Source organism: Cognatundibacterium luofuense, from assembly GCF_018139685.1.
Taxonomy (GTDB): Bacteria; Pseudomonadota; Gammaproteobacteria; order Burkholderiales; family Burkholderiaceae_D; genus Undibacterium; species Undibacterium luofuense.
Genome location: NZ_JAGSPN010000020.1, coordinates 1 through 25,527, shown reverse-complemented (window position 1 = coordinate 25,527; position 25,527 = coordinate 1). Strand labels below are relative to the sequence as shown.

23 protein-coding genes and 6 tRNA genes are annotated in these 25,527 nt (G+C 51.3%); 10 read left to right on the top strand and 19 right to left on the bottom strand.

Translation table 11 applies throughout. The annotated features are described in order from the left end of the window. Positions 1-48: 48 nt before the first annotated feature. Complete coding sequence (locus KDM89_RS22765) at positions 49-174, bottom strand: hypothetical protein (RefSeq protein ID WP_268977891.1); 126 nt, start codon at positions 172-174, stop codon at positions 49-51. Between the two features lie 72 nt (positions 175-246). Here KDM89_RS22765 and KDM89_RS18760 point away from each other — a divergent pair, with 72 nt between their 5' ends. The 5 genes from KDM89_RS18760 (at position 247) to KDM89_RS18740 (ending at position 5,964) form a co-directional block, all read left to right on the top strand. Beyond that, positions 247-1,851: a DEAD/DEAH box helicase gene (locus tag KDM89_RS18760; protein WP_212689455.1), complete on the top strand. Its 1,605-nt coding sequence runs from the start codon at positions 247-249 to the stop codon at positions 1,849-1,851. A 374-nt stretch (positions 1,852-2,225) separates the two neighbouring features. Further along, complete coding sequence (gene selD, locus KDM89_RS18755) at positions 2,226-3,302, top strand: selenide, water dikinase SelD (protein ID WP_212689454.1); 1,077 nt, start codon at positions 2,226-2,228, stop codon at positions 3,300-3,302. Between the two features lies 1 nt (position 3,303). Beyond that, on the top strand, positions 3,304-4,239 hold the full coding sequence (tal, locus tag KDM89_RS18750) for a transaldolase (RefSeq protein WP_189359141.1): 936 nt from the start codon (positions 3,304-3,306) through the stop codon (positions 4,237-4,239). Positions 4,240-4,305: 66 nt separating this feature from the next. Then, complete coding sequence (locus KDM89_RS18745) at positions 4,306-4,950, top strand: CatA-like O-acetyltransferase (RefSeq protein ID WP_212689453.1); 645 nt, start codon at positions 4,306-4,308, stop codon at positions 4,948-4,950. 147 nt (positions 4,951-5,097) lie between these two features. Further along, complete coding sequence (locus KDM89_RS18740) at positions 5,098-5,964, top strand: hypothetical protein (RefSeq protein WP_212689452.1); 867 nt, start codon at positions 5,098-5,100, stop codon at positions 5,962-5,964. 313 nt (positions 5,965-6,277) lie between these two features. On the opposite strand, the gene KDM89_RS18735 is transcribed toward KDM89_RS18740, so the two are convergent. The 6 genes from KDM89_RS18735 to gltX all read right to left on the bottom strand — a co-directional run bounded on the left by KDM89_RS18735 (position 6,278) and on the right by gltX (position 8,607). Then, positions 6,278-6,496: a hypothetical protein gene (locus KDM89_RS18735; protein ID WP_212689451.1), complete on the bottom strand. Its 219-nt coding sequence runs from the start codon at positions 6,494-6,496 to the stop codon at positions 6,278-6,280. A gap of 228 nt (positions 6,497-6,724) precedes the next feature. After that, a tRNA-Glu gene (locus KDM89_RS18730) sits at positions 6,725-6,800 on the bottom strand. Positions 6,801-6,840: 40 nt separating this feature from the next. Continuing rightward, positions 6,841-6,916: transfer RNA gene (locus tag KDM89_RS18725), tRNA-Glu, on the bottom strand. 54 nt (positions 6,917-6,970) lie between these two features. After that, a tRNA-Glu gene (locus KDM89_RS18720) sits at positions 6,971-7,046 on the bottom strand. Between the two features lie 21 nt (positions 7,047-7,067). Continuing rightward, positions 7,068-7,143 (bottom strand) — tRNA-Ala (locus KDM89_RS18715). 75 nt (positions 7,144-7,218) lie between these two features. After that, positions 7,219-8,607: a glutamate--tRNA ligase gene (gene gltX / locus KDM89_RS18710; RefSeq protein WP_212689450.1), complete on the bottom strand. Its 1,389-nt coding sequence runs from the start codon at positions 8,605-8,607 to the stop codon at positions 7,219-7,221. A gap of 165 nt (positions 8,608-8,772) precedes the next feature. Here gltX and KDM89_RS18705 point away from each other — a divergent pair, with 165 nt between their 5' ends. The 3 genes from KDM89_RS18705 to KDM89_RS18695 all read left to right on the top strand — a co-directional run bounded on the left by KDM89_RS18705 (position 8,773) and on the right by KDM89_RS18695 (position 9,954). Continuing rightward, positions 8,773-9,720, top strand: a complete 948-nt coding sequence (locus KDM89_RS18705; protein WP_212689449.1) for a pseudouridine synthase — start codon at positions 8,773-8,775, stop codon at positions 9,718-9,720. 18 nt (positions 9,721-9,738) lie between these two features. Continuing rightward, positions 9,739-9,815, top strand: a tRNA-Pro gene (locus KDM89_RS18700). Positions 9,816-9,877: 62 nt separating this feature from the next. After that, positions 9,878-9,954 (top strand) — tRNA-Pro (locus KDM89_RS18695). Between the two features lie 184 nt (positions 9,955-10,138). Here the strand turns inward: KDM89_RS18695 and ribD are convergent. The 12 genes from ribD to pilV all read right to left on the bottom strand — a co-directional run bounded on the left by ribD (position 10,139) and on the right by pilV (position 24,593). Continuing rightward, on the bottom strand, positions 10,139-11,230 hold the full coding sequence (gene ribD, locus KDM89_RS18690) for a bifunctional diaminohydroxyphosphoribosylaminopyrimidine deaminase/5-amino-6-(5-phosphoribosylamino)uracil reductase RibD (RefSeq protein ID WP_438947531.1): 1,092 nt from the start codon (positions 11,228-11,230) through the stop codon (positions 10,139-10,141). Further along, complete coding sequence (apbC, locus tag KDM89_RS18685; protein WP_212689447.1) at positions 11,227-12,318, bottom strand: iron-sulfur cluster carrier protein ApbC; 1,092 nt, start codon at positions 12,316-12,318, stop codon at positions 11,227-11,229. The genes ribD and apbC overlap by 4 nt, the downstream gene beginning before the upstream one ends. A gap of 236 nt (positions 12,319-12,554) precedes the next feature. Next, on the bottom strand, positions 12,555-13,502 hold the full coding sequence (locus tag KDM89_RS18680; protein ID WP_212689446.1) for a glycosyltransferase family 2 protein: 948 nt from the start codon (positions 13,500-13,502) through the stop codon (positions 12,555-12,557). Between the two features lie 18 nt (positions 13,503-13,520). Beyond that, the gene (locus KDM89_RS18675; protein ID WP_212689445.1) at positions 13,521-14,747 is read right to left on the bottom strand and encodes an oligosaccharide flippase family protein; all 1,227 of its coding nucleotides are present in this window, start codon (positions 14,745-14,747) and stop codon (positions 13,521-13,523) included. A gap of 114 nt (positions 14,748-14,861) precedes the next feature. Continuing rightward, positions 14,862-16,304: a mannose-1-phosphate guanylyltransferase/mannose-6-phosphate isomerase gene (locus KDM89_RS18670; RefSeq protein WP_329604695.1), complete on the bottom strand. Its 1,443-nt coding sequence runs from the start codon at positions 16,302-16,304 to the stop codon at positions 14,862-14,864. A gap of 19 nt (positions 16,305-16,323) precedes the next feature. Next, positions 16,324-17,061: an isoprenyl transferase gene (locus tag KDM89_RS18665; RefSeq protein ID WP_212689443.1), complete on the bottom strand. Its 738-nt coding sequence runs from the start codon at positions 17,059-17,061 to the stop codon at positions 16,324-16,326. Positions 17,062-17,366: 305 nt separating this feature from the next. Further along, on the bottom strand, positions 17,367-17,924 hold the full coding sequence (locus KDM89_RS18660; protein WP_212689442.1) for a GspH/FimT family pseudopilin: 558 nt from the start codon (positions 17,922-17,924) through the stop codon (positions 17,367-17,369). Between the two features lie 4 nt (positions 17,925-17,928). Then, positions 17,929-18,384, bottom strand: a complete 456-nt coding sequence (locus KDM89_RS18655) for a type IV pilin protein (protein WP_212689441.1) — start codon at positions 18,382-18,384, stop codon at positions 17,929-17,931. A 20-nt stretch (positions 18,385-18,404) separates the two neighbouring features. Then, positions 18,405-22,355, bottom strand: a complete 3,951-nt coding sequence (locus KDM89_RS18650) for a pilus assembly protein (protein WP_212689440.1) — start codon at positions 22,353-22,355, stop codon at positions 18,405-18,407. After that, positions 22,352-22,969: a pilus assembly PilX family protein gene (locus KDM89_RS18645; protein WP_212689439.1), complete on the bottom strand. Its 618-nt coding sequence runs from the start codon at positions 22,967-22,969 to the stop codon at positions 22,352-22,354. Before KDM89_RS18645 ends, KDM89_RS18650 begins: the two co-directional genes overlap by 4 nt. Positions 22,970-22,995: 26 nt before the next feature. Beyond that, the gene (locus tag KDM89_RS18640; RefSeq protein WP_212689438.1) at positions 22,996-24,015 is read right to left on the bottom strand and encodes a PilW family protein; all 1,020 of its coding nucleotides are present in this window, start codon (positions 24,013-24,015) and stop codon (positions 22,996-22,998) included. Positions 24,016-24,023: 8 nt separating this feature from the next. After that, positions 24,024-24,593, bottom strand: coding sequence for a type IV pilus modification protein PilV (gene pilV / locus KDM89_RS18635; RefSeq protein ID WP_212689437.1), 570 nt, complete (start codon positions 24,591-24,593; stop codon positions 24,024-24,026). Positions 24,594-24,960: 367 nt separating this feature from the next. On the opposite strand from pilV, the gene KDM89_RS22760 reads away from it, so the two are divergent. After that, positions 24,961-25,083 carry a hypothetical protein gene (locus tag KDM89_RS22760; protein ID WP_268977890.1) on the top strand — a complete coding sequence of 41 codons (123 nt, stop codon included), beginning with the start codon at positions 24,961-24,963 and terminating at the stop codon, positions 25,081-25,083. A 221-nt stretch (positions 25,084-25,304) separates the two neighbouring features. Beyond that, positions 25,305-25,527: acyloxyacyl hydrolase (locus KDM89_RS18630; RefSeq protein ID WP_212689464.1), on the top strand; the 223-nt coding region annotated here is incomplete at its 3' end.

Genomic DNA, 25,527 nt, shown 5'->3' with positions numbered 1-25,527 from the left:
CAATAAAGCAGTTTGCATAAATCAGTAGCATCGCAAGCCCTCGCCCGCCTAGCTGGTGGCGCAACCTAAAAGCCCTCCGCCCTGCATGTCAGCATTTTTGCTGTAGACATCTTCCCGGCGCAAAGCTTTTGTGCCGAAATTCATTGTCGTTCCAGTGGAACTTTCTTTGGTCATTTCGTTTGCTTGACGCTGCATGTTTGCGCGTGTCCGACGGCATTGCGTTAAATTATTTTTTGAAAGTTTTTCATGAGTTTTGAAGCACTTGGTTTGCACGCGAACATCATTCGCGCCCTGACTGACGCTGGCTACACCCAGCCTACCCCGGTACAGCAACAAGCGATTCCGGCCGCGATTGAAGGCCGTGACCTGATGGTTTCTTCCCAGACTGGTTCCGGTAAAACCGCAGCATTCATGCTGCCTGCTCTGCACAAACTGGCAACTGCTGAAGTTGCACCGGCTCCACGTACCCCGAATCAGGAACGTCAGGCTGCGCGCGCTCGCGGTGACCGCCCACGCTTTACTGCAGCAAAACCAAAAATGCTGGTGCTGACACCAACACGTGAACTGGCGCTGCAAGTAACAACTGCAACCGATAAATACAGTGCCCACACACGCCGTCTGCGCGCTGTATCGATTCTGGGTGGTATGCCTTACCCGAAACAAATGCAATTGCTGTCACGCAATCCTGAAATTCTGGTGGCAACACCGGGTCGTCTGATCGACCATATGGAATCCGGCAAAATCGACTTCTCCGAACTGCAAATGCTGGTTCTGGACGAAGCAGACCGTATGCTGGACATGGGTTTCATCGACGATATCGAAAAAATCGTTGCAGCTACACCAACAACACGTCAGACCATGCTGTTCTCCGCAACACTGGACGGCGTAGTCGGTAACATGGCAAAACGTATTACCAATGAGCCGCTGATCATTCAGATCGCCAGCTCTGCAACCAAACACGAAAACATTGAACAGCGCGTGCACTATGTGGACGATCTGCTGCACAAAAACCGTATGCTGGACCATCTGCTGCGTGATACAGCAATTGATCAGGCTGTGGTGTTCACCGCGACTAAACGTGATGCCGATGGTATCGCTGACCGTCTGAACATCGCTGGTTTCGCTGCTGCAGCACTGCATGGCGACATGCATCAGGGCGCACGTAACCGTACCCTGTCTGCAATGCGCAATGGTCAGGTACGTGTACTGGTAGCAACTGACGTTGCAGCCCGTGGTATCGACGTTCCGGGCATCACCCACGTATTCAACTACGATCTGCCGAAATTTGCAGAAGACTACGTTCACCGTATCGGCCGTACCGGTCGTGCAGGCCGTAAAGGTATCGCGGTTTCTCTGGTGAACCACGCAGAAAGTCTGCATGTACGCCGTATCGAGCGTTTCACAAAACAAACCATTCCGGTCGATGTGATTGAAGGCTACGAGCCACAACGCGCACCGGCAGCCGCACGCGGCAACCGCAAACCAGGCTGGAAACCAGGCGAAGGCCGGGGTAAGCCACGCAGCGGCAGTTCTTCCGGTGGCCGTAGCGGTCAGCGTTCGTTCGGCGCAGGCGCCGGTGCGGGCAATGGCAGCTCTTACGGTGGTCAGCGTTCTTTCGGTGCCGGTGCAGGCGCAGCAGCTGCCGGTAACGGTGGTCAGCGCGGCTTCGGCGGCGGTCAGGAACGCAGCGAACGCGGTGAACGCGCAGGCTACGGTCAGCGTCGTGAAGGCGGCAGCAGCTTTGGTGGTCAGCGCCGCGAAGGTGGCAGCGCTTACGGCCAGCGTCGTGAGGGCGGCAACGGTGGCTACGGTCAGCGTCGCGACTCCCAGCGTCGTTTCAGCGGTGAGTAATTGCTGACACGGTGATATCCTGACGCAGGATCTTCACCAGTCTCCTCAAAAGCGGCCTGCGGGCCGCTTTTTTGTTGCCTGACGCTCCCGAACTGCCTCAAATGCGGACTACGGCACAGAAAATCACGGACGTCCGCAGAAACGCTGGCGCTCCGGACATAGGGTCTGACGAATACTGCATATCAGCATTTCCCGAACTTCCCCCGCGCTGCTTTTTTTATACTGGAAAGCTTCCCCTGCACTGATCAGTAAGCTTCAACACGGTTTAGTGGCAAGACCACATGATTTTCGGGACATCATCCGGCGTTTTGTGAAATAGCTGTCACAGGCGAAGCGTATAATCGGGATTCTTTTTTCTGCAAGAACAACAGACTATGAGCACACTCACTGCCAGTTATCCGGTTCGCCTGACGTCGCTGTCGCACGGCGGCGGTTGCGGCTGCAAAATTGCACCCGGCGTGTTGTCCGATATTCTGAAAAAATCCGGCCAGTTTCCGGTGCCGCCGCAACTGATGGTTGGCATCGAAACCAGCGATGACGCAGCGGTGTACCGTTTAAATGATGAGCAGGCACTGATAGCGACCACTGACTTCTTTATGCCGGTGGTGGACGACCCGTTTGATTTCGGTCGTATCGCCGCCACCAATGCCATTTCCGATGTGTATGCGATGGGCGGCACACCGATCATGGCGCTGGCGATTGTCGGCATGCCGGTCAACCAGTTACCGCATGAAATGATCGGTGAGATTCTGCGCGGCGGACAAACTGTCTGCGCCGATGCGGGCATTCCGATTGCCGGTGGTCATACCATTGATTCGGTCGAACCGATTTACGGTCTGGTGGTGATGGGAATTGCCCATCCTGACCACATACGCCGCAATGCCGATGCCAGAGCCGGTGATCAGTTAATCCTCAGCAAACCGCTGGGTGTCGGTATTTTGTCCGCTGCGCTGAAAAAACAAATGCTGGACGATGCCAGTTATGCCGCAATGATCGCGACTACTACCCAGTTAAACCGTCCGGGCCAGCATTTATCCGACCTGTCCGGTGTGCATGCACTCACCGATGTGACCGGTTTCGGCCTGTGCGGGCACTTACTCGAAATTTGCCGTGGCTCCGGTCTGGCGGCAGATATTGCCTTTGATGCGTTGCCTTTATTGCCCGGCATCGCCGCGTTTGCTGAACAAGGCATTGTGACCGGCGCTTCCGGTCGTAACTGGCAGGCTTACGGCCATCAGGTGCAACTCAACGAGCTCATCAGCGCGGCCCAACGGGCAATTCTGACCGATCCGCAGACTTCCGGCGGCTTACTGGTCAGTTGTGCGCCGGAAGCAACGCAGGATGTGTTAGCATTATTTCATCAACAAGGTTTCAGCCATGCCACCGTGATCGGTGCGCTGACATCCGGGGAACCCGCTGTACGGGTTCTGCCTTCCTCACTTGGACGTTAATATGAATCAACTCGAACAACTCAAACAACATACCATCGTCGTCGCGGATACCGGTGATTTTCAAGCGATTAAAGCCTATACACCGCGTGATGCAACGACCAATCCGTCGCTGATTCTGAAAGCCGTACAAAAACCGGAATACCAGCATTTGCTGGAACAGGCTGTGCGTGAACACGCGGGCGCCAGCACCGAAGAAATCATCGATCATTTGCTGGTGGCTTTCGGTCAGCGCATTCTGCAGGAAATCCCGGGCCGCGTTTCCACCGAAACCGATGCACGCCTGTCGTTCGATACCGAAGCGACCGTTGCCAAAGGCCGCCAGCTGATCGCGCTGTACGAAGCCGCCGGTATTCCACGTGAAAAAGTGCTGATCAAAATCGCCTCGACATGGGAAGGCATCCGTGCTGCGGAAATTCTGGAAAAAGAAGGTATCCGCTGCAACATGACGCTGTTGTTCTGTCTGGCACAGGCCGTCGCCTGCGCGGAAGCCGGTGCGCAACTGATTTCTCCGTTTGTGGGCCGCATTTACGACTGGTACAAAGCCAAAACCGGTCAGGAATATACCGGTTCCGATGATCCGGGCGTGCAGTCTGTGAGCCGTATTTACAACTACTACCGCAAATTCGGCTACAAAACCGAAGTCATGGGTGCAAGTTTCCGTAACACATCACAAATTCTGGAACTGGCCGGTTGCGATCTGCTGACCATCAGCCCGGATCTGCTGCAAAAACTGGCGGATACCGAATCGGAAGTCACACCACGCCTGAACGCCGCCAATGCACAGGCCGCCGACATCAGCCGCATCGACGTCAGTGAAGCCGCTTTCCGCTTTGCGCTGAATGAAGATGCAATGGCGACTGAAAAACTGTCCGAAGGTATCCGTGCTTTCTGCGCAGATACCCGCAAGCTGGAACAAATGATTGCCGCATTACGCTGATTTGCCTTAAACCAGGCAGGCTGCACTGCAGTATCATCCGGGGAGTGTGTTGCACTCCCCTTTTTTATGAAAACCCTGATACAACAAGACGCGTGGGCACGGCGCGAACATTTTGCTTTTTTCGGCCGCATGTCCAGCCCGATGCACAGCCTGACGACACAGGTTCCCTGCGAACCCGCCTATCGTTATTGCCGCGAACACGGCATTTCCTTTTTTCTGCACTATCTGCATCAAACCCTGATTGCGGTAAATGCCTGTGACAACCTGCGTTACCGTATCGAAGGCGATCAGGTCGTGCAATATGACCGTATCCATGCCAACACCACCATAGGCAGGCCGGATCACAGTTTTGGTTTTTGCCCTGTGCAGTTTGATCCGGATTTTCAGAAATTCCGCGCCAATGCAGAACCGGCCATGCAAGCCGTGATCAGCGCCAGCGGTTTATGCTTCAATGAAGAATGCCAGCGGCAGGATGTGATTCATTTTTCTGCGATTCCGTGGGTGGCATTTGAAGGTCTGACCCATGCCCATCACAGCGGTTTTCCGGACAGCGTACCGAAAGTATCAGTTGGCAAACTGCATCAGCGCGATGGCAAACTGGTTCTGCCAGTCGCCACCTTTGCGCATCACGGACTGGCAGATGCCTACCATATTCATCAGTTTTTAGAGCGGCTGGAATACGGCCTGAACCATCCGCCCTGCCTGACCTGAGGCGAAAACAGATCGCCACTGTCTGCGGCAAATTTGCCTGCCTGTCGCGAACTGGCGACAGGCATAAGTAGTTTCCGTCATAGCAAGAAAAAAGTCCTTCGTTATACTGGTTTCAGCATTCACAATGACTTCCCACGAGGAGACACTATGCTGATTCAAGCCTTCAGGGCTCGCATTCAACAGTACCGCGCCCGGAAGTTTTTACGCAATTCGCGCTACCGTCCGCAATTGCGCACTCTGCCCACCGGTCTGCTGCAATACTGGACCGATACCGCGCATCACGAATTTCCCGGCATTCCGCAAGACCCGCATTTTTTCTGGCAGGCGGCGGAAGGCTTGCTGCAATTTTTCGCCTGCGTACGCCACAGTCCGCACGCCTGCGCCCTGCCTTCACGCGCCGCTGATTCGGTCTGGCATGCCTGGCTGCGCTTCTCACCAATGCAACTGCAACAGTTCTGCGCTAACTGGTACGGACGCGATATCCCGCATATCGCCGATGACAACATGCCCGGCGGTATCGATGCCGCGGTGGCCGCCACGCTATTGGCAGCGCGGCATCTGGAAGGCATGCCCGCATGGTCTGCACGTATTCCTGGCTTATTCACGCTGGACCAGCGGCTGAATATGCCCGGTGGCTACGCTTACTACGCCAGTCAGGGTGCAGTGTACTGGCAGGCAATCGACGCTTACGGTTGCTCCGGCGGCATGCCGCGCAAGCCGGAAACACTGACACATGACTGGTATTTTCAGCAAGGCTGGATCAGCGCAGATGATCATCAGAAAGCGCGGGATGAACAGCGACGCCGCCATGACACGGGGTCATCCGATCTGGCCGCACCGCTGGCGTTCGGTAGCGGCGCAGGTGCAGGCACAGCGATCACCGACGATACGCATTGCAAACCCATAGATGCAGGCAGCAGTGATGCACACTGCGCCGATACCAGCAGCAGTATCAGCAGTTGCGGAAGTAGCTGTGGTAGCAGCTGTGGCAGTAGTTGCGGCAGCAGTTCCTGAGTCCGGTCGCCAGCCGCGACCGGCTGGCATCTGCCTTCTTGAAATAAGCTGCTTCTGTTTTGCATAAATACAGATTTCAGGCGTACAGGATTTTGCTGCGCATTCTTCTGCACTTTTTTCTGCACTTTCTTCTGTAAGTTCTGCAGCACTTCCCCCGCCACTCCCGGCTCCATTTCCTCTGCTGAACGATTGCAGTCCGCCTGAATGCCGTCAAAGGCCAAAATTAGGCTCAAATGCGGTGTTCAGCACAGCACCCTTGCGGTCGTCGGCGAAAAGTCAGGGCCTGCAAAAATGCCGGATGCGGATTTCTGCATCATGTCAGCGTCAGCGAACCGCTCAGAACAACCGGAATTGCGCAAGCCGGATGCTTCAGAAAAAGTGGTCTGATAAAAGAGAGATGTCCGTCGATATCTGATGCCTGATAACTGATAAAAGTTAACAGACTGAAGTCAGCACGGCAGCAAATATCCGTTTCAGCGGTGTTGCGTACGATTGCCAGCATGGCAAACCACTGGTAGCCACAAGAAATCATGCAAAAACTTCCTGAAGCAGATCATGCGGTGCAGCCGTGATCAGGCAGATCAGCAGCATTAAAAAAATCCGCCCGCATAACGACGAGCAAAGGCGGGAATCTACCGGAATATGCCGGGATCATGCACGAAACCCAAGCGTCAGAAAAAGGCAAAAAAACCGGAGCAAAAAGCGAAGGAAACAGCAACAGAAAAGCAAAAAGCCTGCAACAAGTGCAGGCTTTTTTATTTGGCGTCCCCAAGGGGATTCGAACCCCTGTACCCACCGTGAAAGGGTGGTGTCCTAGGCCTCTAGACGATGGGGACAGAAACGTCTGTCCGACTAAGTATAACAAACGCTTTTTACTGGCGTCCCCAAGGGGATTCGAACCCCTGTACCCACCGTGAAAGGGTGGTGTCCTAGGCCTCTAGACGATGGGGACATAAAATCTGTCCGTTACTACTGACCTATAAAATCCTGAATCTGACCATTTAACTGGCGTCCCCAAGGGGATTCGAACCCCTGTACCCACCGTGAAAGGGTGGTGTCCTAGGCCTCTAGACGATGGGGACTCAGGACTTACTCTATTCTGTTGGTGGAGGTAAGCGGGATCGAACCGCTGACCTCTTGCATGCCATGCAAGCGCTCTCCCAGCTGAGCTATACCCCCGTGCAGAACAGAAACGAGATTATAGAGACCAAACGCTGTTTTGTAAAGTCCTGCGCCTGCAGATCTCAGCAGTTCTTAATACGCAGTCAGGCGCGCCAGTACGCATTCGCGACCAAACAATGCAATCACCGCATCGATCGACGGCGTTTGCAGCTGACCAGTCAGCAGCAAACGCATCGGCATCGCCAGCTGTGGCATTTTCAGCGAATGCGCTGCCAGCACGGCCTTCATCGCAGCAGAAATCGCCGCTTTATCCCACTCGACGGTACGCAGTGCTTCCACATACGCCGCCAGCGCCGGTTTAATCGCATCGGTCAGATGCTGATTCAGCAATTCCGCTTCCGCAGCTGGTGTGCGGTAGAACAGCATCGCTGCATCTGCCAGTTCCACCAGCGTATTGGTGCGGTCTTTCAGCAATGCGATGACTTGTGCCAGATCCGGCGCGCCATCGAACTGCGCACCTGCTGCCAGCATATTCGGACGAATCAGATCTGCCAGACGTGCATTGTCCGCCGCCTTGATGTAATGATTATTCACCCAGTCCAGTTTTTCCGGATTGAATTGCGATGCCGAGCCGGACAAATGCGTCATATCGAACCAGCTGCACATTTGCTCCATTGAGAAAATCTCATCATCTCCATGACTCCAGCCCAAACGTGCCAGATAGTTCAGCATCGCTTCCGGCAGATAACCTTTGTCAGCATAATCCATGACACTGACCGCATTGCGGCGCTTGGACAACTTCTGACCATCCGGGCCCAGAATCATCGGTACGTGACCATACAGCGGCAGTTTGGCACCGAGTGCATTCAGAATATTCAGCTGACGCGGTGTATTGTTGACGTGATCATCACCACGCAGCACATGGGTGATTTCCATATCCCAGTCATCAATCGCCACGCAGAAATTGTAGGTTGGCGTACCGTCAGGACGCGCAATCACCAGATCATCCAGCTCGCGGTTACTGATCGTGATCGGGCCTTTGACCAGATCATTCCAGGTCACATCGCCATCCAGCGGATTTTTAAAGCGGATCACCGGCTTGCGGTCAGCAGGCACCGGTGACAGAGTCTTACCCTCTTCCGGACGCCAGGTGCCGTCGTAACGCGGCTTTTCACCGGCGGCACGCTGACGCTCACGCATCGCTTCCACTTCTTCCGGCGAAGAATAGCAGTAGTAAGCCTGACCTTTTTCCAGCATCTGCGCCAGCACTTCGCGATAACGATCCATGCGCTGCATCTGGTAGAAAGGACCTTCGTCATGCTGCAAACCCAGCCAGTTCATGCCGTCCAGAATCGCCTGCACCGCTTCCGGCGTGGAACGCTCCAGATCGGTATCTTCAATACGCAAAACGAAAGTGCCGCCAAAATGACGCGCAAGCGCCCAGCTGAAAAGGGCTGTGCGGGCGCCACCAATGTGCAGATAACCGGTGGGACTAGGAGCAAAACGGGTACGAACTGTCATATCTGTGAAAACGACAGTCAGTTTCCTGCTGCCGCCAAAGTATCAATGAAAGCTGCCATTTTACCGCGTTCGATCAGCGCATACCACGACAACACAGCCGCGCGGCAACGATGAAGCGGCGCGCCGTGTTAACATCAGCACCGACTCCGAATTCTGACTGATCGTATGCAAGCCCTGCCCGCCCCGCTTCCCGACCGTGACGGCGTTTCCCCCAGTTATATCTGGATACCGGAAATCGCCCCGCTCCCGCTGCACCAGTTTCTGGCACAGCAATTTCCGGACGTTCCGGCCGGCATCTGGCAGGAAAGACTGGCGAAGCAGGAAGTCGTCACCCAAACCGGTGACAAATTGCAAGCTGACAGCATCGTCCGGCGTGGCATGTGTATTTTTTACTACCGCGAAGTTCCCGCGGAGCCACACATTCCTTTTCAGGAACAGATTCTGTATCAGGATGAACATTTACTGGTCGCCGATAAACCGCATTTCCTGCCGGTCACACCGGGCGGCCAGTACCTGCGCGAAACCCTGCTGGTCAGACTGAAACAGCGCACCGGGCTCAGCCAGCTCACGCCTTTACACCGGCTGGACCGCGAAACCGCCGGCGTGATCCTGTTTTCGGTCAATCCGGACACGCGCGGCAAATATCAGGCCATGTTTCAGGCGAAAACTATGCAAAAGACTTACCATGCAGTCGCCCGCTATCTTCCGGTACTGGAAACGCCCTGCATACGCCGCAGCCGCATCGTGGAAAGTCCGCGCTTTTTTGTTATGGAAGAAACCGAAGGCGAGCCGAATACAGAAACGCATTTGCGTACGCTGGGCCATGATGACAAATGGGCTATTTACGAACTGTCCCCGGTAACGGGCAAACGCCACCAGCTCAGGGTACATATGAATGCGCTGGGCTGCCCGATTCTGCATGATGGTTTTTATCCATCGCCCTTACCCGCAGGCAGCGATGATTTTGCGAAGCCGCTGCAGTTGCTGGCGAAAACCATACGCTTTACCGATCCGCTGAATGGGGATTTACGCGAATTTCATTCAGATCAGCAACTTTTTCTACCGCAGCAAAATGCAGAAAACACAGCAACTATTGACATCAACCCCCTATAGGGATATTATTTCGGTCTTCGGAGTGTAGCGCAGCCCGGTAGCGCATCTGCTTTGGGAGCAGAGGGTCCAAGGTTCGAATCCTTGTACTCCGACCAGAATACCTGCTTAGTCATAAGCAATAACTGAATGTGAAAACAAACAGTGAATGACAGTTTTTCGGAGTGTAGCGCAGCCCGGTAGCGCATCTGCTTTGGGAGCAGAGGGTCCAAGGTTCGAATCCTTGTACTCCGACCAGAATAAGGCCTCATTGTTCGCAATGAGGCCTTTTTCCTTTTATGCGCACGCAAATACGTAGCCTAACTATCTTGGCCACTCGTGCCCTCATGCCATTCAGACGAATTACTCCTTCATAGCACACAAAATAAAAAAGCAGACCGGAAAACTGTCTGCTTTTTTATGTATGTTTCGCGGCTGACTTTCACCGCAGGCACAAGCGGATATCCCGACCGATCTGCAGCGTATCGTGTATCTGCCACATTCTGGCCTGATTCACATGCTGCATTTCCGGCAATGCCAGCACACCAGCTCCGGCACCGAGAAATTTGGGAGCCATGTACAACAGGATTTCATTAACCAGCCCTTCATGTACAAGCGCGCCGGACAGTGCAGCGCCCGCCTCCACATGCACCTCATTGCATTGCTGACTTCCCAGCACCTGAATCACTTCCTGCAAATCGACTTTGCCAGCGGCACCGGGCATCAGCAAAGTCTGCACACCCGCATTCTGCAGTGCAAGTCGCTGCGGATTATCTGATGCACCGACCACCGTCAGCGCAGCACCCTGCATCACACCGGCCTGCAATGGTGTGCGGAACCCGGAATCGATCACCCATTTTGGCGGCTGGCGAGGAATATCGATGCCGCGCACATTCAGTTGCGGGTTATCCGCAAGCACCGTGCCGATACCGGTCAGTATCACGTCAGCACGCGCACGCCAGCGGTGCCCGTCTTCCCGTGCCGCCGGACTGGTAATCCACTGACTTTGTCCGTTTGGTAAAGCCGTGCGACCATCCAGACTGGCTGCCATCTTTAAACGAACCCAGGGTAAGCCGGTTTTCATCCGGTGAAAAAAACCGATATTCATTTCTCTGACCTGCTGCGCGAGCGCCGGATCAGGCTCAGCCAGTACATCGATACCGGCATCGCGCAGAATGGCAAATCCTTTGCCGGATACCAGCGGATTCGCATCGCCGGCAGCAGCCACCACCCTTGCGATACCGGCATCGCGCAAACCGAATGCACAGGGCGGTGTTCGCCCGAAATGACTGCAAGGCTCCAGCGAAACGTAGGCAGTCGCGCCGCGCACATCATGTCCATGCTGCTGCGCATCGCGTAAAGCCTGCACTTCGGCATGCGCCTGCCCGACAGGCTGCGTCCAGCCTTCGCCCAGGACTTGTCCCTGCCGGACGATCACGCAGCCGACGCGCGGATTCGGCGAAGTTTCGATCCCTGCCCGCTCCGCCAGCCTGACTGCATGCTGCAGCCAGTGTTGATCCTGTTCTGTCATCAGGTATTCTGCACGGTGATGGTCGGGAATTTCAGTGACATGTCTTTCGCTTTTTGCGCGACACGTACTGCTACTTTTCTGGCAATCGCTTTATAAATCGCCGCGACCTGACCATCCGGTTCCGCAACAACCGTCGGCTTGCCTGCATCGGCCTGTTCACGAATTTGCAGATTCAGTGGCAGCGAGCCGAGGAAGTCCACACCGAAATCTGCGCACATTTTTTCTGCGCCGCCCTGACCGAAAATATGTTCCGCATGGCCGCAATTGCTGCAGATATGCATGCTCATGTTTTCGACCACGCCGAGAATCGGGATATCGACTTTCTCAAACATGCGCAAGCCTTTACGCGCATCCAGCAAAGCCACATCCTGCGGTGTGGTCACGATCACCGCACCGGTAACCGGCACTTTTTGCGACAGGGTCAGTTGCACATCGCCGGTGCCTGGCGGCATATCAATAATCAGGTAATCCAGATTGCGCCAGTTCGTTTGTGTCAGCAATTGCTGCAAGGCTTGCTGTACCAGCGGACCGCGCCAGACCATAGGCTCATCCGGATCAATCATAAAGCCGATCGACGAGACCTGAATGCCGTGGTTTTCCATCGGTTCCATGGTTTTGCCGTCCGTGGTTTCCGGCTGTCCGCTGATACCCATCATCATCGGCTGGGAAGGGCCGTAAATATCGGCATCCAGCAAACCAACCGCTGCACCTTCGGCAGCCAGTGCCAGCGCCAGATTGGCGGCGGTGGTGGATTTGCCGACTCCGCCCTTACCGGAGGCGACAGCAATAATATTTTTCACATTCGGCATAACTTTCACGCCGCGCTGCACCACGTGCGCAACGACTTCAAATGTCATCTGCACATCTACTTTGCCAGCACCTGGCAATGCAGCCAGTGCGGAGCGAATTTGCTCGGATAAGGGTACGAGCTGGCTGTTTGCCGGATAGCCCAGCACGATGCGGACGCTGATATCGCCATCGGCTGTCACGCTGATCTGGCGGACATTTTTTGCGGATACGTAGTCAGTTCCGGTATTCGGATCAATCTGAGCGGAAAGGGTCTGGCGGATTAGGTCTTCTGTGATTCTCATGCGGTTCTCCATCGAATCCCGCAAGTCTAACGTAAATCAGACTTTCCGGCTCCAGCCATGCCCTTAGTAATTGTCACAGCAATGTCAGCTTGCGCTGCGCAGATACACAGAATGCCGGAAAACGTCAAAAAACGGCTGAAATGACGAAATCCGCAGAAAAAATCAGGGTTGTCCGCGAAAACAGTGGCGCTCTGGAGTGCCTGATTTTACAAATCGGCACAATCAACAGAATTCACTCAGCCCAGCAACGCCACCAGAAGCAGTAACAACGCACCACCCTTCGTTGGCGCCTGCGCAAAGCGTCTGCGCAGACCTTGCAAACGATCCCAGCGCGTTAACTGAAAGAAATCCGCGACAAAAAATACTGATGTTCGGAATGGCTCCGGCATACCGGGATATCGTTTTTTCAGTTCAGCACAATGTCGTGATGCATTCGAAAAATTCTTATGTGCTTCGCGAAATTTGGCAACCGGTGAGAAGAATTTTTCCCAGAAACCGGAATGCCTTGCACCGACCTGATTATTGGCATGCTGACGGTACAGCATGGTTTGCTGATCCAGCCAGGCCAGACGCCCATAAATTGCCGCAGCATGTACAAACCACCAGTCATGCATATAACAAGTTTCCGGCACAGGCATCGCCGTTTGCAGTAAGGCACGATTGAGCATCATGGTGCAACCCGGCGCGATGTTATAAACAGCCATGCGTTCAGGTTTCGCATAATCAGCCGGACTAACTTTCTGAAACCCGAAAAACGACGGTGCTATCGTATTCAACGCTGCATCAACCACACGCAAATCGGTGAACACCAGTACCGGCAAGCCGGGCGACTGTTTTTCCTGATTCAGCATCTGGTTTATTGTTACGGTCAGTTTTTCCGGCAGCCAGACATCATCCTGATCAGACAGCATGACGTAGTCAGCATCAGACTCACTGATTGCACGATTAAAATTGGCGATCACGCCTTTGCGCTGCTCAGTCACCAATCTGATTTGCGGATAGATGGCAGCCATTTCTGTGACGATTGCGGCTGTTTCGTCACGTGATCCATTATCGGACACAATGATGTATCGGAGTGTGCAGGCGTCACTGCCGGTTTCCATCCGAAGAATGGATTCCAGTTGTTCACGAATGTAGGAAGCACCGTTATAACTGGCCAGCGCAATATCAATTGTTTTTTTCACAAAACACCTTCTTTTACATCAGTACAGCGGTATCCGCTTATATCGGGTCAGCACAAACATCGCCAGCGTTATGCCAACCTCTGTGATGAACAAACTCAGCACCAGTCCGGGCGCGCCCCATTCACGGGTCATCCATGCCGCGTACAACAAATGCAGAGGCCCTGCCAGAATATAGATCTTGCTCAGGGCTTTGCTCTCGCCGCAGGCCAGCAAACGCCATTGCGACAATATCGTTGCAACAGCAATTACCAGCGGCAGGAAAGCCAGTGAACGCAGATACCATGCGGCATCAACAAAACCGGGCCCCAGATAATAGCGGGCAATAAGCTCTGCGCCAAAATACATCACCAGTCCGCCCGCCAGTTGCAACAGCAACATCACAACGCTACCCATGATCATTAACTTACGCAGCTGGGCTGTATCAGGTTTCTGAGCAAGCAACGAAAATTTCGGGAACAAGGCTGCTGCCACAGGCTGAATAAAGCCCTGTGCCGCTGAGCGGATTTTGTCGCTGGCATTGAAGTAACTGACTTGTTGCGGCGTGCTGAAGCCATTCAGCAGCAATACATTCATGGTCGTGTAAAAGCTGGTTGCCATGCCACCGATAAACGCCGCCCAGCCCTCCGTTAGCTGATGCCGGATAGCTGCCCATTCCACACGATGCCAGACCGCGAGTCTGTGCTTGCGCACATACAGCAAACCGAAAACTGCCCCGATCGCTGCCGGACTGTTTACCACCAGAGCAGCAAGAACGACTTGATCAGGACGGGTCACCAGCAGTAACAAAACTGGTAATGGCAGAAATCTGGACACTGCGGTAATCAACGCCAGATGCTTCATTCTCTCCAGTCCCTGTAACAGCCACATCGGAAACAAGGCATTTCCCAGAATGCCGATCATGCATGCGATCGTAATCACAGGATTCAGTCGCAATGCCGGAACCAGCAGTGTCAGCAACAGGCATACCAGCATACTACCTGCAGCCAGCAGCATTTTCGCTGACATCGTTGCCGAGTAAATTCGCGAAATCTGTTGCTGATCATCTCTGGCAAAGACAATGTTGCGTGTTGCAGTAATCGTAAAGCCATAATCCGTCACCAGCACAAAATACTGTACGAACGCTTGTGCCGCAAACATCGCCGCAAAATCTGCAACTGGCAGTAAGCGGGTAAGGTACGGCAACATCAGCAACGGCGCCAGATAAATCGCCCCTTGCACGATAACCAGATAAATAATATTTCTCAATTCAGACCAGCTTCCTAAAAAATATCTGCACAACAAGCATCAGAATACCGGACAGAAAAAAGCCTCCTGGTCAGGAGGCTCTGCTTCTTCGCGGAATCCGCACACTACGCGATTTTACTGTGCGCGGCCATATGTGTCTTCAAAACGGACAATATCATCTTCACCCAGATAACTGCCGGATTGTACTTCGATGATCTCCAAAGAGATCGTACCCGGATTACGCAAACGGTGCTTCATTCCCAGTGGAATATAGGTTGACTGATTTTCGGTGAACAATGAAACCTGCTCGCCACAGGTAATTTCTGCGGTTCCCTTCACCACAATCCAGTGCTCTGCACGGTGATGATGCATTTGCAGACTCAGACTGGCACCTGGTTTCACCATGATGCGCTTCACCTTGAAGCGGCTATCTTCATCCACGGACATATACCAGCCCCACGGACGGTGTACCTGACGCTGCGTGACAGCTTCCGGCCGTTGTTGCTGCTGCAGAATACTGACCACATCTTTGACCGCCTGACTTTTTTCCAGCGGCGCAACCAGTACCGCATCCGGCGTTTCAACGACAACCATATCCCGCAAACCAACGACAGCCAGCATACGGCCAGTCGAATGCAGCAAAGAGCCTGTCGTATCCAGTGCAATCACATCGCCCCGGCAAACATTGCGCTGCGCATCCTGATTGCCGGTTTGCCATACGGCATTCCAGGCGCCCAGATCACTCCAGCCGGCATCCAGCGGAACCACACCTATCGAATCACCGGCAGCAGCGCATGGCTCGATGACCGCATAATCAATCGACTCTGACGGACACTGCCTGAACAACGCAGCATCCGGGCGTAAAAAGCAGCCATCCTGTGTATGCGCATCCCAGGATTTGACAACTGCCTCAGCAATATCAGGGCGGAAACGTTTCAGTGCATCCAGCCACTTGCCGGCACGGAGAATGAACATGCCGCTGTTCCAGAGATAATGCCCGCTTTGTACATAGGCTTCTGCCGTTGTCTGGTCAGGCTTTTCGACAAACTGACTCACAGCGGATGCATGCAGTGGCTGATCGCCGGATTCCGGCACAAACCGGATGTAACCAAATCCGGTTTCCGGCCTGTCGGGACGAATGCCCAATGTCATGATGGAAAACTGATCTGTTGCCGATATTGCAGCGTGAACCGCTGACTGGAATGCTTGCTGATCAGGAATTTGCTGATCAGCAGGAACGGCAAAACACAGTGGATCTGCCTCACCCTGCGCGGCGCGCAGCGTTGCCAGCGTTAATGCAGGCGCGGTATTTCTGCCGGCTGGCTCGGGAATAATATCAAAGCGCTCAACACCAATCGCTTTCAGCTGATCCTGAATGATGAAACGATGTTCTTCATTAGCCACAATCACCGGATCCGCAATGCGGACGCCATCCATACTGATGGCACACAAACGTTTCACGGCCAGCTGAAACAAGCTGAACGTTCCGTCGAAACTCAGAAACTGCTTAGGAAAACCGGCGCGGGACAGTGGCCACAGCCGCGTTCCCGATCCACCTGACAAAATCACAGGAACCACGACCTTCAAGGCATTCTCCTCAGGAAGCTTTTACTTGTTCACTTGTTTTACCAAAACGACGCTCACGTTTCTGGAATGAAGCGATCGCCTCATCCAGTGCATCACCGTCAAAATCCGGCCAGTAGGTTTCAGTAAAGTAAAACTCTGAGTAAGCAGCCTGCCACAACAGGAAATTCGAAATACGGGCTTCGCCGCCGGTTCTGATCAGCATATCCGGATCAGGCGCGTACGCCATTGCGAGCCGGCTGGACAATAACTCTTCCGTTATATCTTCAGGACGGTAGCCTTCATTCATCAGGCGACGGCAAGCATTCGCCATATCCCAGCGACCACCGTAATTAGCGCAAATCGTCAGGGTAAGGCCGGTATTCGACGCTGTCTGCGACTCAGCCATATCAACCAGCGCCTGCAGGTCTTTGTCAAAGCGCGATAAGTCACCGATCACCTTGAGACGAATGTTGTTTTCATTCATCTTGCGAATTTCGTTGACGAGTACTTTACGAAACAATTGCATCAGTAAAGAGACTTCTTCTTCCGGACGCTTCCAGTTTTCTGAGCTGAACGCAAACAAAGTCAGGTACTGGACGCCACGATTAACGCAGGCTTCCACGACGCGATGTACAGATTTGACACCTTTCGCATGACCGGCAAAACGAGGCAGGAACCGCTTGGTTGCCCATCGCCCGTTTCCATCCATGATGATAGCGATGTGCTTAGGAACGGAAGCCTCACCTGCTTTTTTTAATTTTTCAATCATAATCTCTGTTTCAATTTCGTCCTGTTCCGGCGCATACTTCACAGAACGGGGCACATACCATTGCAGCTGTGCCGTTTGCCTTCTGTCTATCAGTTGAACGTTTCTATCATAGGGAAATCATATGACAATGCAACGAAAAAACATACCCGTATTGCATTTATATGCTAATGCCTGACAATCACGTTTATTTGGATTTGAAAACAACAATATTTTGTCCAGCATGGCAGCAAATGCCTGACCGATGACAAATTGGTTATTTTTTCAATAAGGCGAAATTTTACCAGAAAAGGTAGTAAAAACAGGATTTACCCACCCGATGCTGTTGCATCACAGGTTAAATCTTTATCAGGATCACACATCCTCGCGCGCCCGAGAAAGTTTACTTTTATTCGGCGGGTCATATTTACCGCAGTGAAACTGACTGTTCCTGCCTGTGGCTGCATTACACTTGCTTTGGTCCGGCTGCGACCATTACCAGTATAGGAAATATAGGGTGCTGCCGTATCTGTAAATGCACTTGCAACCGTAAGCTTAGTCGGCAGTGCATCATGCGTCATAATAATCTGCTCACCTCCGTCACGCCTCAAATTGTTATTGGCATCCAGAAAGATCATCCAGCCCGACTTCCAGTCAGCTCCATCAGCTGCTGTCATCGTTACCTGGTCACCACGCTTGATTGCTTCGGCACGTGTCAGATTCACTGCAGCATAAAATTCCAGGGCAGCAGCCTGCATTTGCTGACGGTCAATAAAATCCCGGTAAGCAGGCATCGCCAGCGCCATCAGAATGCCAGAGATAGCTACCACCACCATCAGCTCAACCATTGAAAAGCCGCGCTCACGCATATGCTTTACCTTTTTCATCGTATTACCAGCACAGCTCTTTCGAACCTGAAGTACTGCTGTATCCCTTTATGCCGGTGCTGGTCAGTGTAAGGTTACCGCAGACCGGATCAGTGTATCCGGACATCACATTTGCAGTCCCCGGCGTTGCTGTCAGCATCACGCAATTCTGGATCGTGTCACCGGTACAAGCCTCTCCTTTGATTTCGTAATAGCTGGTGCCTGCAGTATCTCCAGAGAACCAGTTAAATTTCTTTTCTGCCGCGTCTGTCGATGACTGCGAGAACACAATATAGGAATTGTTTTGCGTAAAGTACTGCTCCTGCTGCTGCATCAAGCGCATGAGCGCCGTTTTTGCCTGAGCACGATTTGATTTACGCACACTATCCCGATATGACGGAAACGCAAATGCAGCCAGAATTGAGATCACCACCAACACGATCATCAACTCAATCATTGTGAAGCCCAACTGTTTTTTCATCTCTTTTTATCCTTTGTATATCAGGTACCGGATGTGCTGGTCATTGTTTTTTTCAATTCCTGCCAGTTACGAATTTCCTGCCAACTGATTCGGCCTGCACGCGTTACAGCGTCAGCCGCTGAAGAATTTTCACTGGTCGTACCGGAAGAATTTCCTGTACCGGCTGTCCGCACCGAGATTTTTGTAGTTACTTTTCGGGCACCGGTGCTGTTCCTGCTTGCGGCGCTTGTACTGATATTAATGACGATTGGGGATGTAAGTAAGCCGATCGTCGACAGAGTGCCAGTCACGTCTGAATTCAGTCCCGTCAGCACATCAACAGCATACTTGCGCCCGCTGCCTCCGGAACATGGGTCATTACTGAGAATCAATGTATTAAAGAACAGGTAATTTCCTGCGAGTGCGCTTGTCAGGGTGTGATGCACCCTCTCGCCGGTAGACTGGGAATTATAAAAATCCATATACCAGCCTTTTTTCGTACCGGCCCCCACACCGTAAGTAAAGTTAGCACCGCTGATCTGGAAGCCGTTACCGGACGTTGTCGGTGTCCTCGCCTCCAGCTCAGACCGGCTCGCTACCGCATCAGCATCGTATGTTGTATCCAGAATTGCATAATACGAATTGGTGATGTAATTCGCAGGCGTGGCGTCAAAGCTCTCCAAATACTTGCCCGTTCCGAACAGCAAAATATAACCACCACCAGGTGCAAATACAATCTGCGGCTGCACGGTAATCGGCTGGGTTACACCTCCTGAAGTCTTAGCGGTAAATACAGGTTTATTCGAAGTGATTGCCGTACTCAGATTACCGGACGTAAAGTCAAAACGCCACATATTCCCTTGCAGGTCACCTGCATATGCATATGAAACAGCGCCATTCGGCCCATACACAACATTTGGTGCACCAAGACCATTTTTCTTGGTCGTATCTTTAATCGGTGTTACGAGCTTAAAGTAATTTGTTCCAAGTACCCAAGGATCGGATGATCGCTTATCCAGAGAAAGCAAGAATAATGCCTGCGCCCCTGTTGCAGTTGCATCTGAGTCATAGTTGTTATAGCCGCTCGAAATTACAACGAAATTGGTAAATTGAGGGTTCGCTGTCGTACCACCGGTTCTGAATTTGGCAATTAGCGGCGGTGCGACGACATACCCCATATCTTTATCGATTTTTTCATTAAATTCCCACAGCGCACCAAGTCCACCGGAAAAATTATCCGGATTGGTAACATCGAGTGCAAAAACACCTTTTGCGCCTGGCCCAAATCCCGAAACCAGCAACGTTTTCCACACTCCACGAACCTGCGCCTCGCGGATAGAAATACGTCCATCTACGAAAGACTGATGGCTGTAGTACGGATCGGTCAGATTAGAAATTTTAGATAAGAGTGTGTTAGGAACATAAGCAAATAACTCAACACCACTGTCCGCATCAAATGCGTGCAACATGCCGTCATTTGCTCCGACATAAACTGCTTTTTTACGGCTTTTATTTGCTTCGTAGAAAGTCGAGTAGCCGGCGCCAGAAACATTCTTAGCAGGAGCGCCGTAATAGACAGGCGCGCTATTAACAATATCACCAAGTACGCTGTCCCTAGGACGGAATTTACCTTGTGTAACTCCCGCACCATCTTTGGTAATTTCCTGTGTCCGGTCACCACGCAAATATGCGATACGATCGGCAGCAAAATTATCAAGATTTCCTGTGTGCGGATCAGTATTCAGCGCCGTCTGGTGTACTGAGCTGAAGTTTGCACCACCAGACCAGTTGAAAGGCAGCAAACTCAAAGATCCGTCGGTTGAAATTTTTGACGTATAAATCTTTCGATCCACTGGTAACGGACTAGGCGACGTTTTCGTTACCGGATCACCCGTCAAAATGACGCCAGCGTCCCAGATCGTTGGGGGGTTTGCAATTGTAGCGGACTGCTTGCGCAAACTACCGGACCATTTATCAGAGCGGAATCCAGGCTCATAGACAAATGGATTATCGCTGGCACTGGTTGAGCTGATACCGACACCGGCAACCGTACCACCAGCCGAAGTCACGTTCTGAAAAATAGCAGTAATTGCAGCAATCATTTTCTTTGGATTGCTGGCAAGGAAGAAATTATCCGGATCGGTGTTGTTACCTGCAGCCCACTCTTTGTTGTTCGCGATAACCGTCTTTCCGTCGGTATCAAAGGTTTTGAATGGGTTGCCATCCAGATTTAAGTCACCAAAACCACCGTATTTTGCCGTTAAATACAGTTGCGATAAGCGTGGAGCGGTTGCACTCCGGGTAGCATTATCAATCGAGCCATTACCATTTTCATCGACGTCGATCGTAAAAGTCTTCACTCTGACTGGCTTATCAAACCGGATGTCATTGACATGCGCCCAATACGCGGCACCAGCCATGTAGAAAGTGGCGCTACCACCGGATCCTGTGCCAGCAGTCGCCATATTCGCCAAACTTGCAACCGGCGCAGAGTTTCCGGAAGCACTACTTGACTCCATGTCTGCAATTGTTTGGGTAGCAGCTCTAACATCAAATGCCGGCCACTGTGACGTTGCGACCTCAGCAGCGCGCAACACACGCCCTGCCCCCGTCCGTGCTGTACCCGGTATGTAGGTATCCTGGTGCGTATTAGCGTCGCCAATAGCAATAACATAATTTTTCTGGCATGAGGCTTCGATGGGATCTGTCCAGCTCTGAATAACCTGGAAATTATCCTGCATTGCCGTCGTCATACCGGAAGTTGCGTTACTCGTTGGGGCTTTTCCTTGCAAATAGCGGATGCTTTCATAAAACAGCTCGCTCAGAGGATCGTAGGATTTATATACGCCTGCAGTTCCTGTGCGTCCGAATTTATTAAGGTAGTTAATAACACCACTATTACCGGTACTATCCCCCTCCGGATTATCGACATAGACTCCAGTATTCTCATTCCATTCAGGCCGGTCGTTGACTTCCTCAACAAATCCGTTCGAAGAACGATACTGTTTATTCCCGACATACTTTAACGGAGCACGGAGAACACCACCATAGCGGGTATTCACATTATCCATCAAATATCCGAATGCACCGTAACGGACAGTGTTCTGATTCCGCTGCATCTGACCCACTGGTTTATAGTTACCATTAGGATATTGCAAACATAAATCAGTACGGGTTTTATTTTCTTTGCTATCACATACCTGTACGCGCACAAGAAACTCGCCAAGTACGCGGTCAGTTGAAATATCCAGCCAACTGTCTGAAGTGGCATTATTAGACGGATATGTTCTCTGAGTGCCACAGTTGCCAGTTTTATTCACATCAGTAAATAAAATTTTATTATCACAATTCAACACATACAGTGTTGTTACGTTATAAGGTGTAACAGCGCTGGGCGCACTCATGGTTCCTGATGCGGTCACGACCTTACGTGGGAAATAACCACCGGAATTATAGAAACTACTATAAAGAAATGCCCGCTGCAAAACTGTCTGAGTCGCAGTATCGACAATTCTGTCACCGCCAGTTAAGGCGAGGCGCAGCATGTCAATAGCTGAGGATGATGCCCAGTTTAAAAAATTGCCGCTAAACGAATCGCCACCACACTCGTAGTTCGCATCGGCATCTTTATATATATAAAAATACCCATTGCTCATATCAGAGACACTTACCGTTTTCGCAGTAATGGCATTCCCGCTTTTATCCTTTGTGAACGTTTTGAAAGTGCCGTTCAGGTAGCATTTTTTTGTATTAAAGTATCCAATATATTCAATCTGCTTACTATAGTCATTGGAATTCGTGTATGCCGCTTTTACGGTAGGAAACTCGACGGATAAATCAAGCAATAAATTGGGGCGGACATTACCACCTCCCGAATACAGAGGAGTCGTTGCTAAATTGACGGTCGGTGGAGCCGCTGCGGAGAGTAGATGTATTCCGCCGATAATGAATCCAGCCAAAATACCAGTGGTTCGTTTCAAAATAGTTCTCATGACCGTTCCGCTTTTCTGTAAAAGGACTGAAGGACAACTTGTGTATCTGCGTTTGCCCCAAATCCTATGGCAGTGATACGAAATAAATATTTAGTTTGTTCGTCAGCTTTGCGACCTGCCTCAAGATCCTGAACAGCCTCAATAATGTAGCGTGGAAGTTTTGCAGGAAAAGATCCCTTCCCTGTAACCATTGTCTGGCCGGTAAACCGACCAAACTTCACTGAAGGCGAACTCGAATCGTCGGAAGCTATATTCGCAATAAACCAGACAGGAGTTTGTCCCGCTAATGAAGGTAAACATAATCCCTGATAGACATTACCATCACCACTCGCGCAAGCAGCTTCAAAGTATAAGTTTGATGTTGGGTCGAATAAATTTGCACGTCCGTTTGCCAATGCAACCTGTGGGTCGATATCCATTTCAGCATCTTTTAAAGCTGCCTCTGCTGCCATCAAAGCAATCTGTCTGTCACGATCGCTGCGTGAGGCTTTTTCACCCTGCAAAGATACCGTCGCAAGTGCAATACTCAAAATTAATACAACAATCAGCATCATCAAAGAAACGATCAACGCGGCACCTTGTTGCCGACGCTTAACTATATAAACCGGATTCATTATATTTTTCACTGTTTCACCATTCTTCAGGGAGGTGGAACACAAGTTCCGCGAGTACTATCGATATAGCAAAGATTCCGAACCTGCACTGTGGCCGCATAAATTTTTCTGATTCGATTTAGTGTTTGAGCTGGCAGTTGTGATTCCTGGATCGTCGTTCCTTTATCATTTCCACCATTAACACTTGCGTAGTCCGTACCAAACAGGTCGTATTTTGAAGACGTTGTATCTGTACGAGCATTCTGACTACCGCGCACTAACATTGCGATTTTGATCGTGGATACTTTTTTCCAGAAAGTCTTGCGATTCAGATCCTGCGCTCGCTCCTGTGCATTCGTTCCGGAAAGCACAATTCCCGCATCCAGTGCATTTAATGCAGTTGCATTTAAATACTGATTAACGGTTCCGTCTGGTGGATCGCTACGATCAATTCCATACAAGACTTGAAACGATTCCACTCCCTTTACAATGGATTGTGCACTCCACTTCCCGGAAACAGGGTTGTAATATTTACAGAGCAACTCCGGCTCACCATTAGCATCATTTGCTACATAATAAATACTCCAGCCACGGTCCTGATCTGCTGTACTGGCTGATGTCGGAGCAGGAACTGGGAATCCCGCGCAATTAGTCACAACACCGTCACCGGCTCCGGTACCGGACCCAAAAAAACGAACTGCGAGCACATCACTGAAGTTCACAGCAGTTCCGAGCGGAGTTGAAATATCCGTCGAAGTTGCGGATACACTGTTTGCATCAAAGCCAGCAATATCTGCACTTGCTGTCGAAGGTGTAATTTGAGGTGAATTATTAAAGTCATAATTCACATAGCCAGCCTGACGAATAGAAGCCGCAATATTGTCCAGCGCAAAGCGTGCTGTGTCCTGCGTTTCTTTTCCCTCAGTTTGTGCCTGAAATAGTGTCTTAGTGGATGCAACAAGACCCGTTGCCGACAAAACCACAAGAAGCCCAATTGCAATTGACACCAGCAATTCAACGATGGTTACGCCTTGTTGGGTACGAACCCTTAAAATAATACTTGTCATGTCGCTACTCATTGAACATATGACTCAACAGTAATGGCTACTCCGGGTGGAGCAGAAGTACCTGAAAGAACGAAACTACCATCAGGATTTTTACTTTTCCAGCCAATCTTTATCGTGATGCCCGCTTTTGTATCTGCAGTGCAAGTCCACGTCAGCATTTTCTTTGTACTGTCAAATGGCGCAGAATCACGACAAACTACAACCCGCCCCTCAGGCAAGGCTTCACGCATACGCATAAGCCACTCGTAAATTTCAGCGTTTGCCAGTGCAGTTGCATCACAACTGGCAGTTGCCGTGTAACAGAGTGTTGGCTTTGTCGGCGCTGGATCTGTTGCTTTGTTATAGTTGATTTTCAAAAACGGATTCTGAGAATCACTTAGCCTCATTTGCGCATCATTTGCCCGCATTTTATCCGCAAGCTCATTTGCCAAGGCTACTGCAGCTGATTGATACCCACTCTGCTGAGAGGTTCGGATTGATGCAAGCTGCAAACCTGCCGCGCCTACGATGCCCATGGCAACGACGAATACGGCAATCAGCACTTCAATAAGTGAAAATCCATGAGATCGATTCATCATAGCCAATTACATTTTCCCGAGATCAACATCCATAGTTTAATTTATCTTGCTATGCCTAATTTCACCATTTGTCAGGCAATTTTCGCCACTCATCTTCTGACTCTTCTGCGAGGCTAATAATTTAAGAAGAAAATTTCATTTTAGCAATTTCATTATTGAATACACGACGCTCGCGAAAAAAGTAATTTATTTGCAACAGGATTTACAAAAATATATTTAAACATCCAGGATGTTTATTAAATTCCAAATGACGAAAGCAAAAAAATAACTGGCTCCGGCGCGTTCACTGATCGCCGACAGCAGCTTACCCGCTGCACCGCTGACACTGAGCTGGGCAACATTTACGGAAGCCACCGAAGAAGCCGGCATGTCACGCTTATACGGCGGCATTCACTTCGCCGACGGTAATAATGCAGGTAAAGATATCGGTAAAAAAACCGGCGCTCAGGCATTTGCCAAAGCGCGTCGTTACTGGGAAGGCACAGCCTGATCTGCTGAGTACTGAATCAGGATGAGTAAAACAAACCCGGTTTTAGCCGGGTTTGTTTTTGGTACGTGTATTTCGATTATCCGGTAACAGGTTATCGTCTTGATTCTTTGATTCCTTCATACTCCTGTGCTGTTCGTTCAGCACTTTTCATTCCTCGGCAGTGAGCTTTTATGCTGTGCCATTTAGCAAGCAAACCGCATTACTGACGCAGCTCAGGTGTACTGAGTCAGTCAGCAAAACAATGGCAAAGTCTGTACGGCGAAGCCGCCGTTGGCGTCCATTTGTTCAGCCATGTGTATAACAATAACGGCCGCCGTTTTTCAACGGCGTTCCAGTTTGGCGATCACCTCGGTGTCGGCTATGTGTTCGACAACGGGCTGGACGTTGGCCTGAAGGTGCAGCATTTCTCGAACGGCGCCATCAAACGCCCTAATCCCGGCGCCA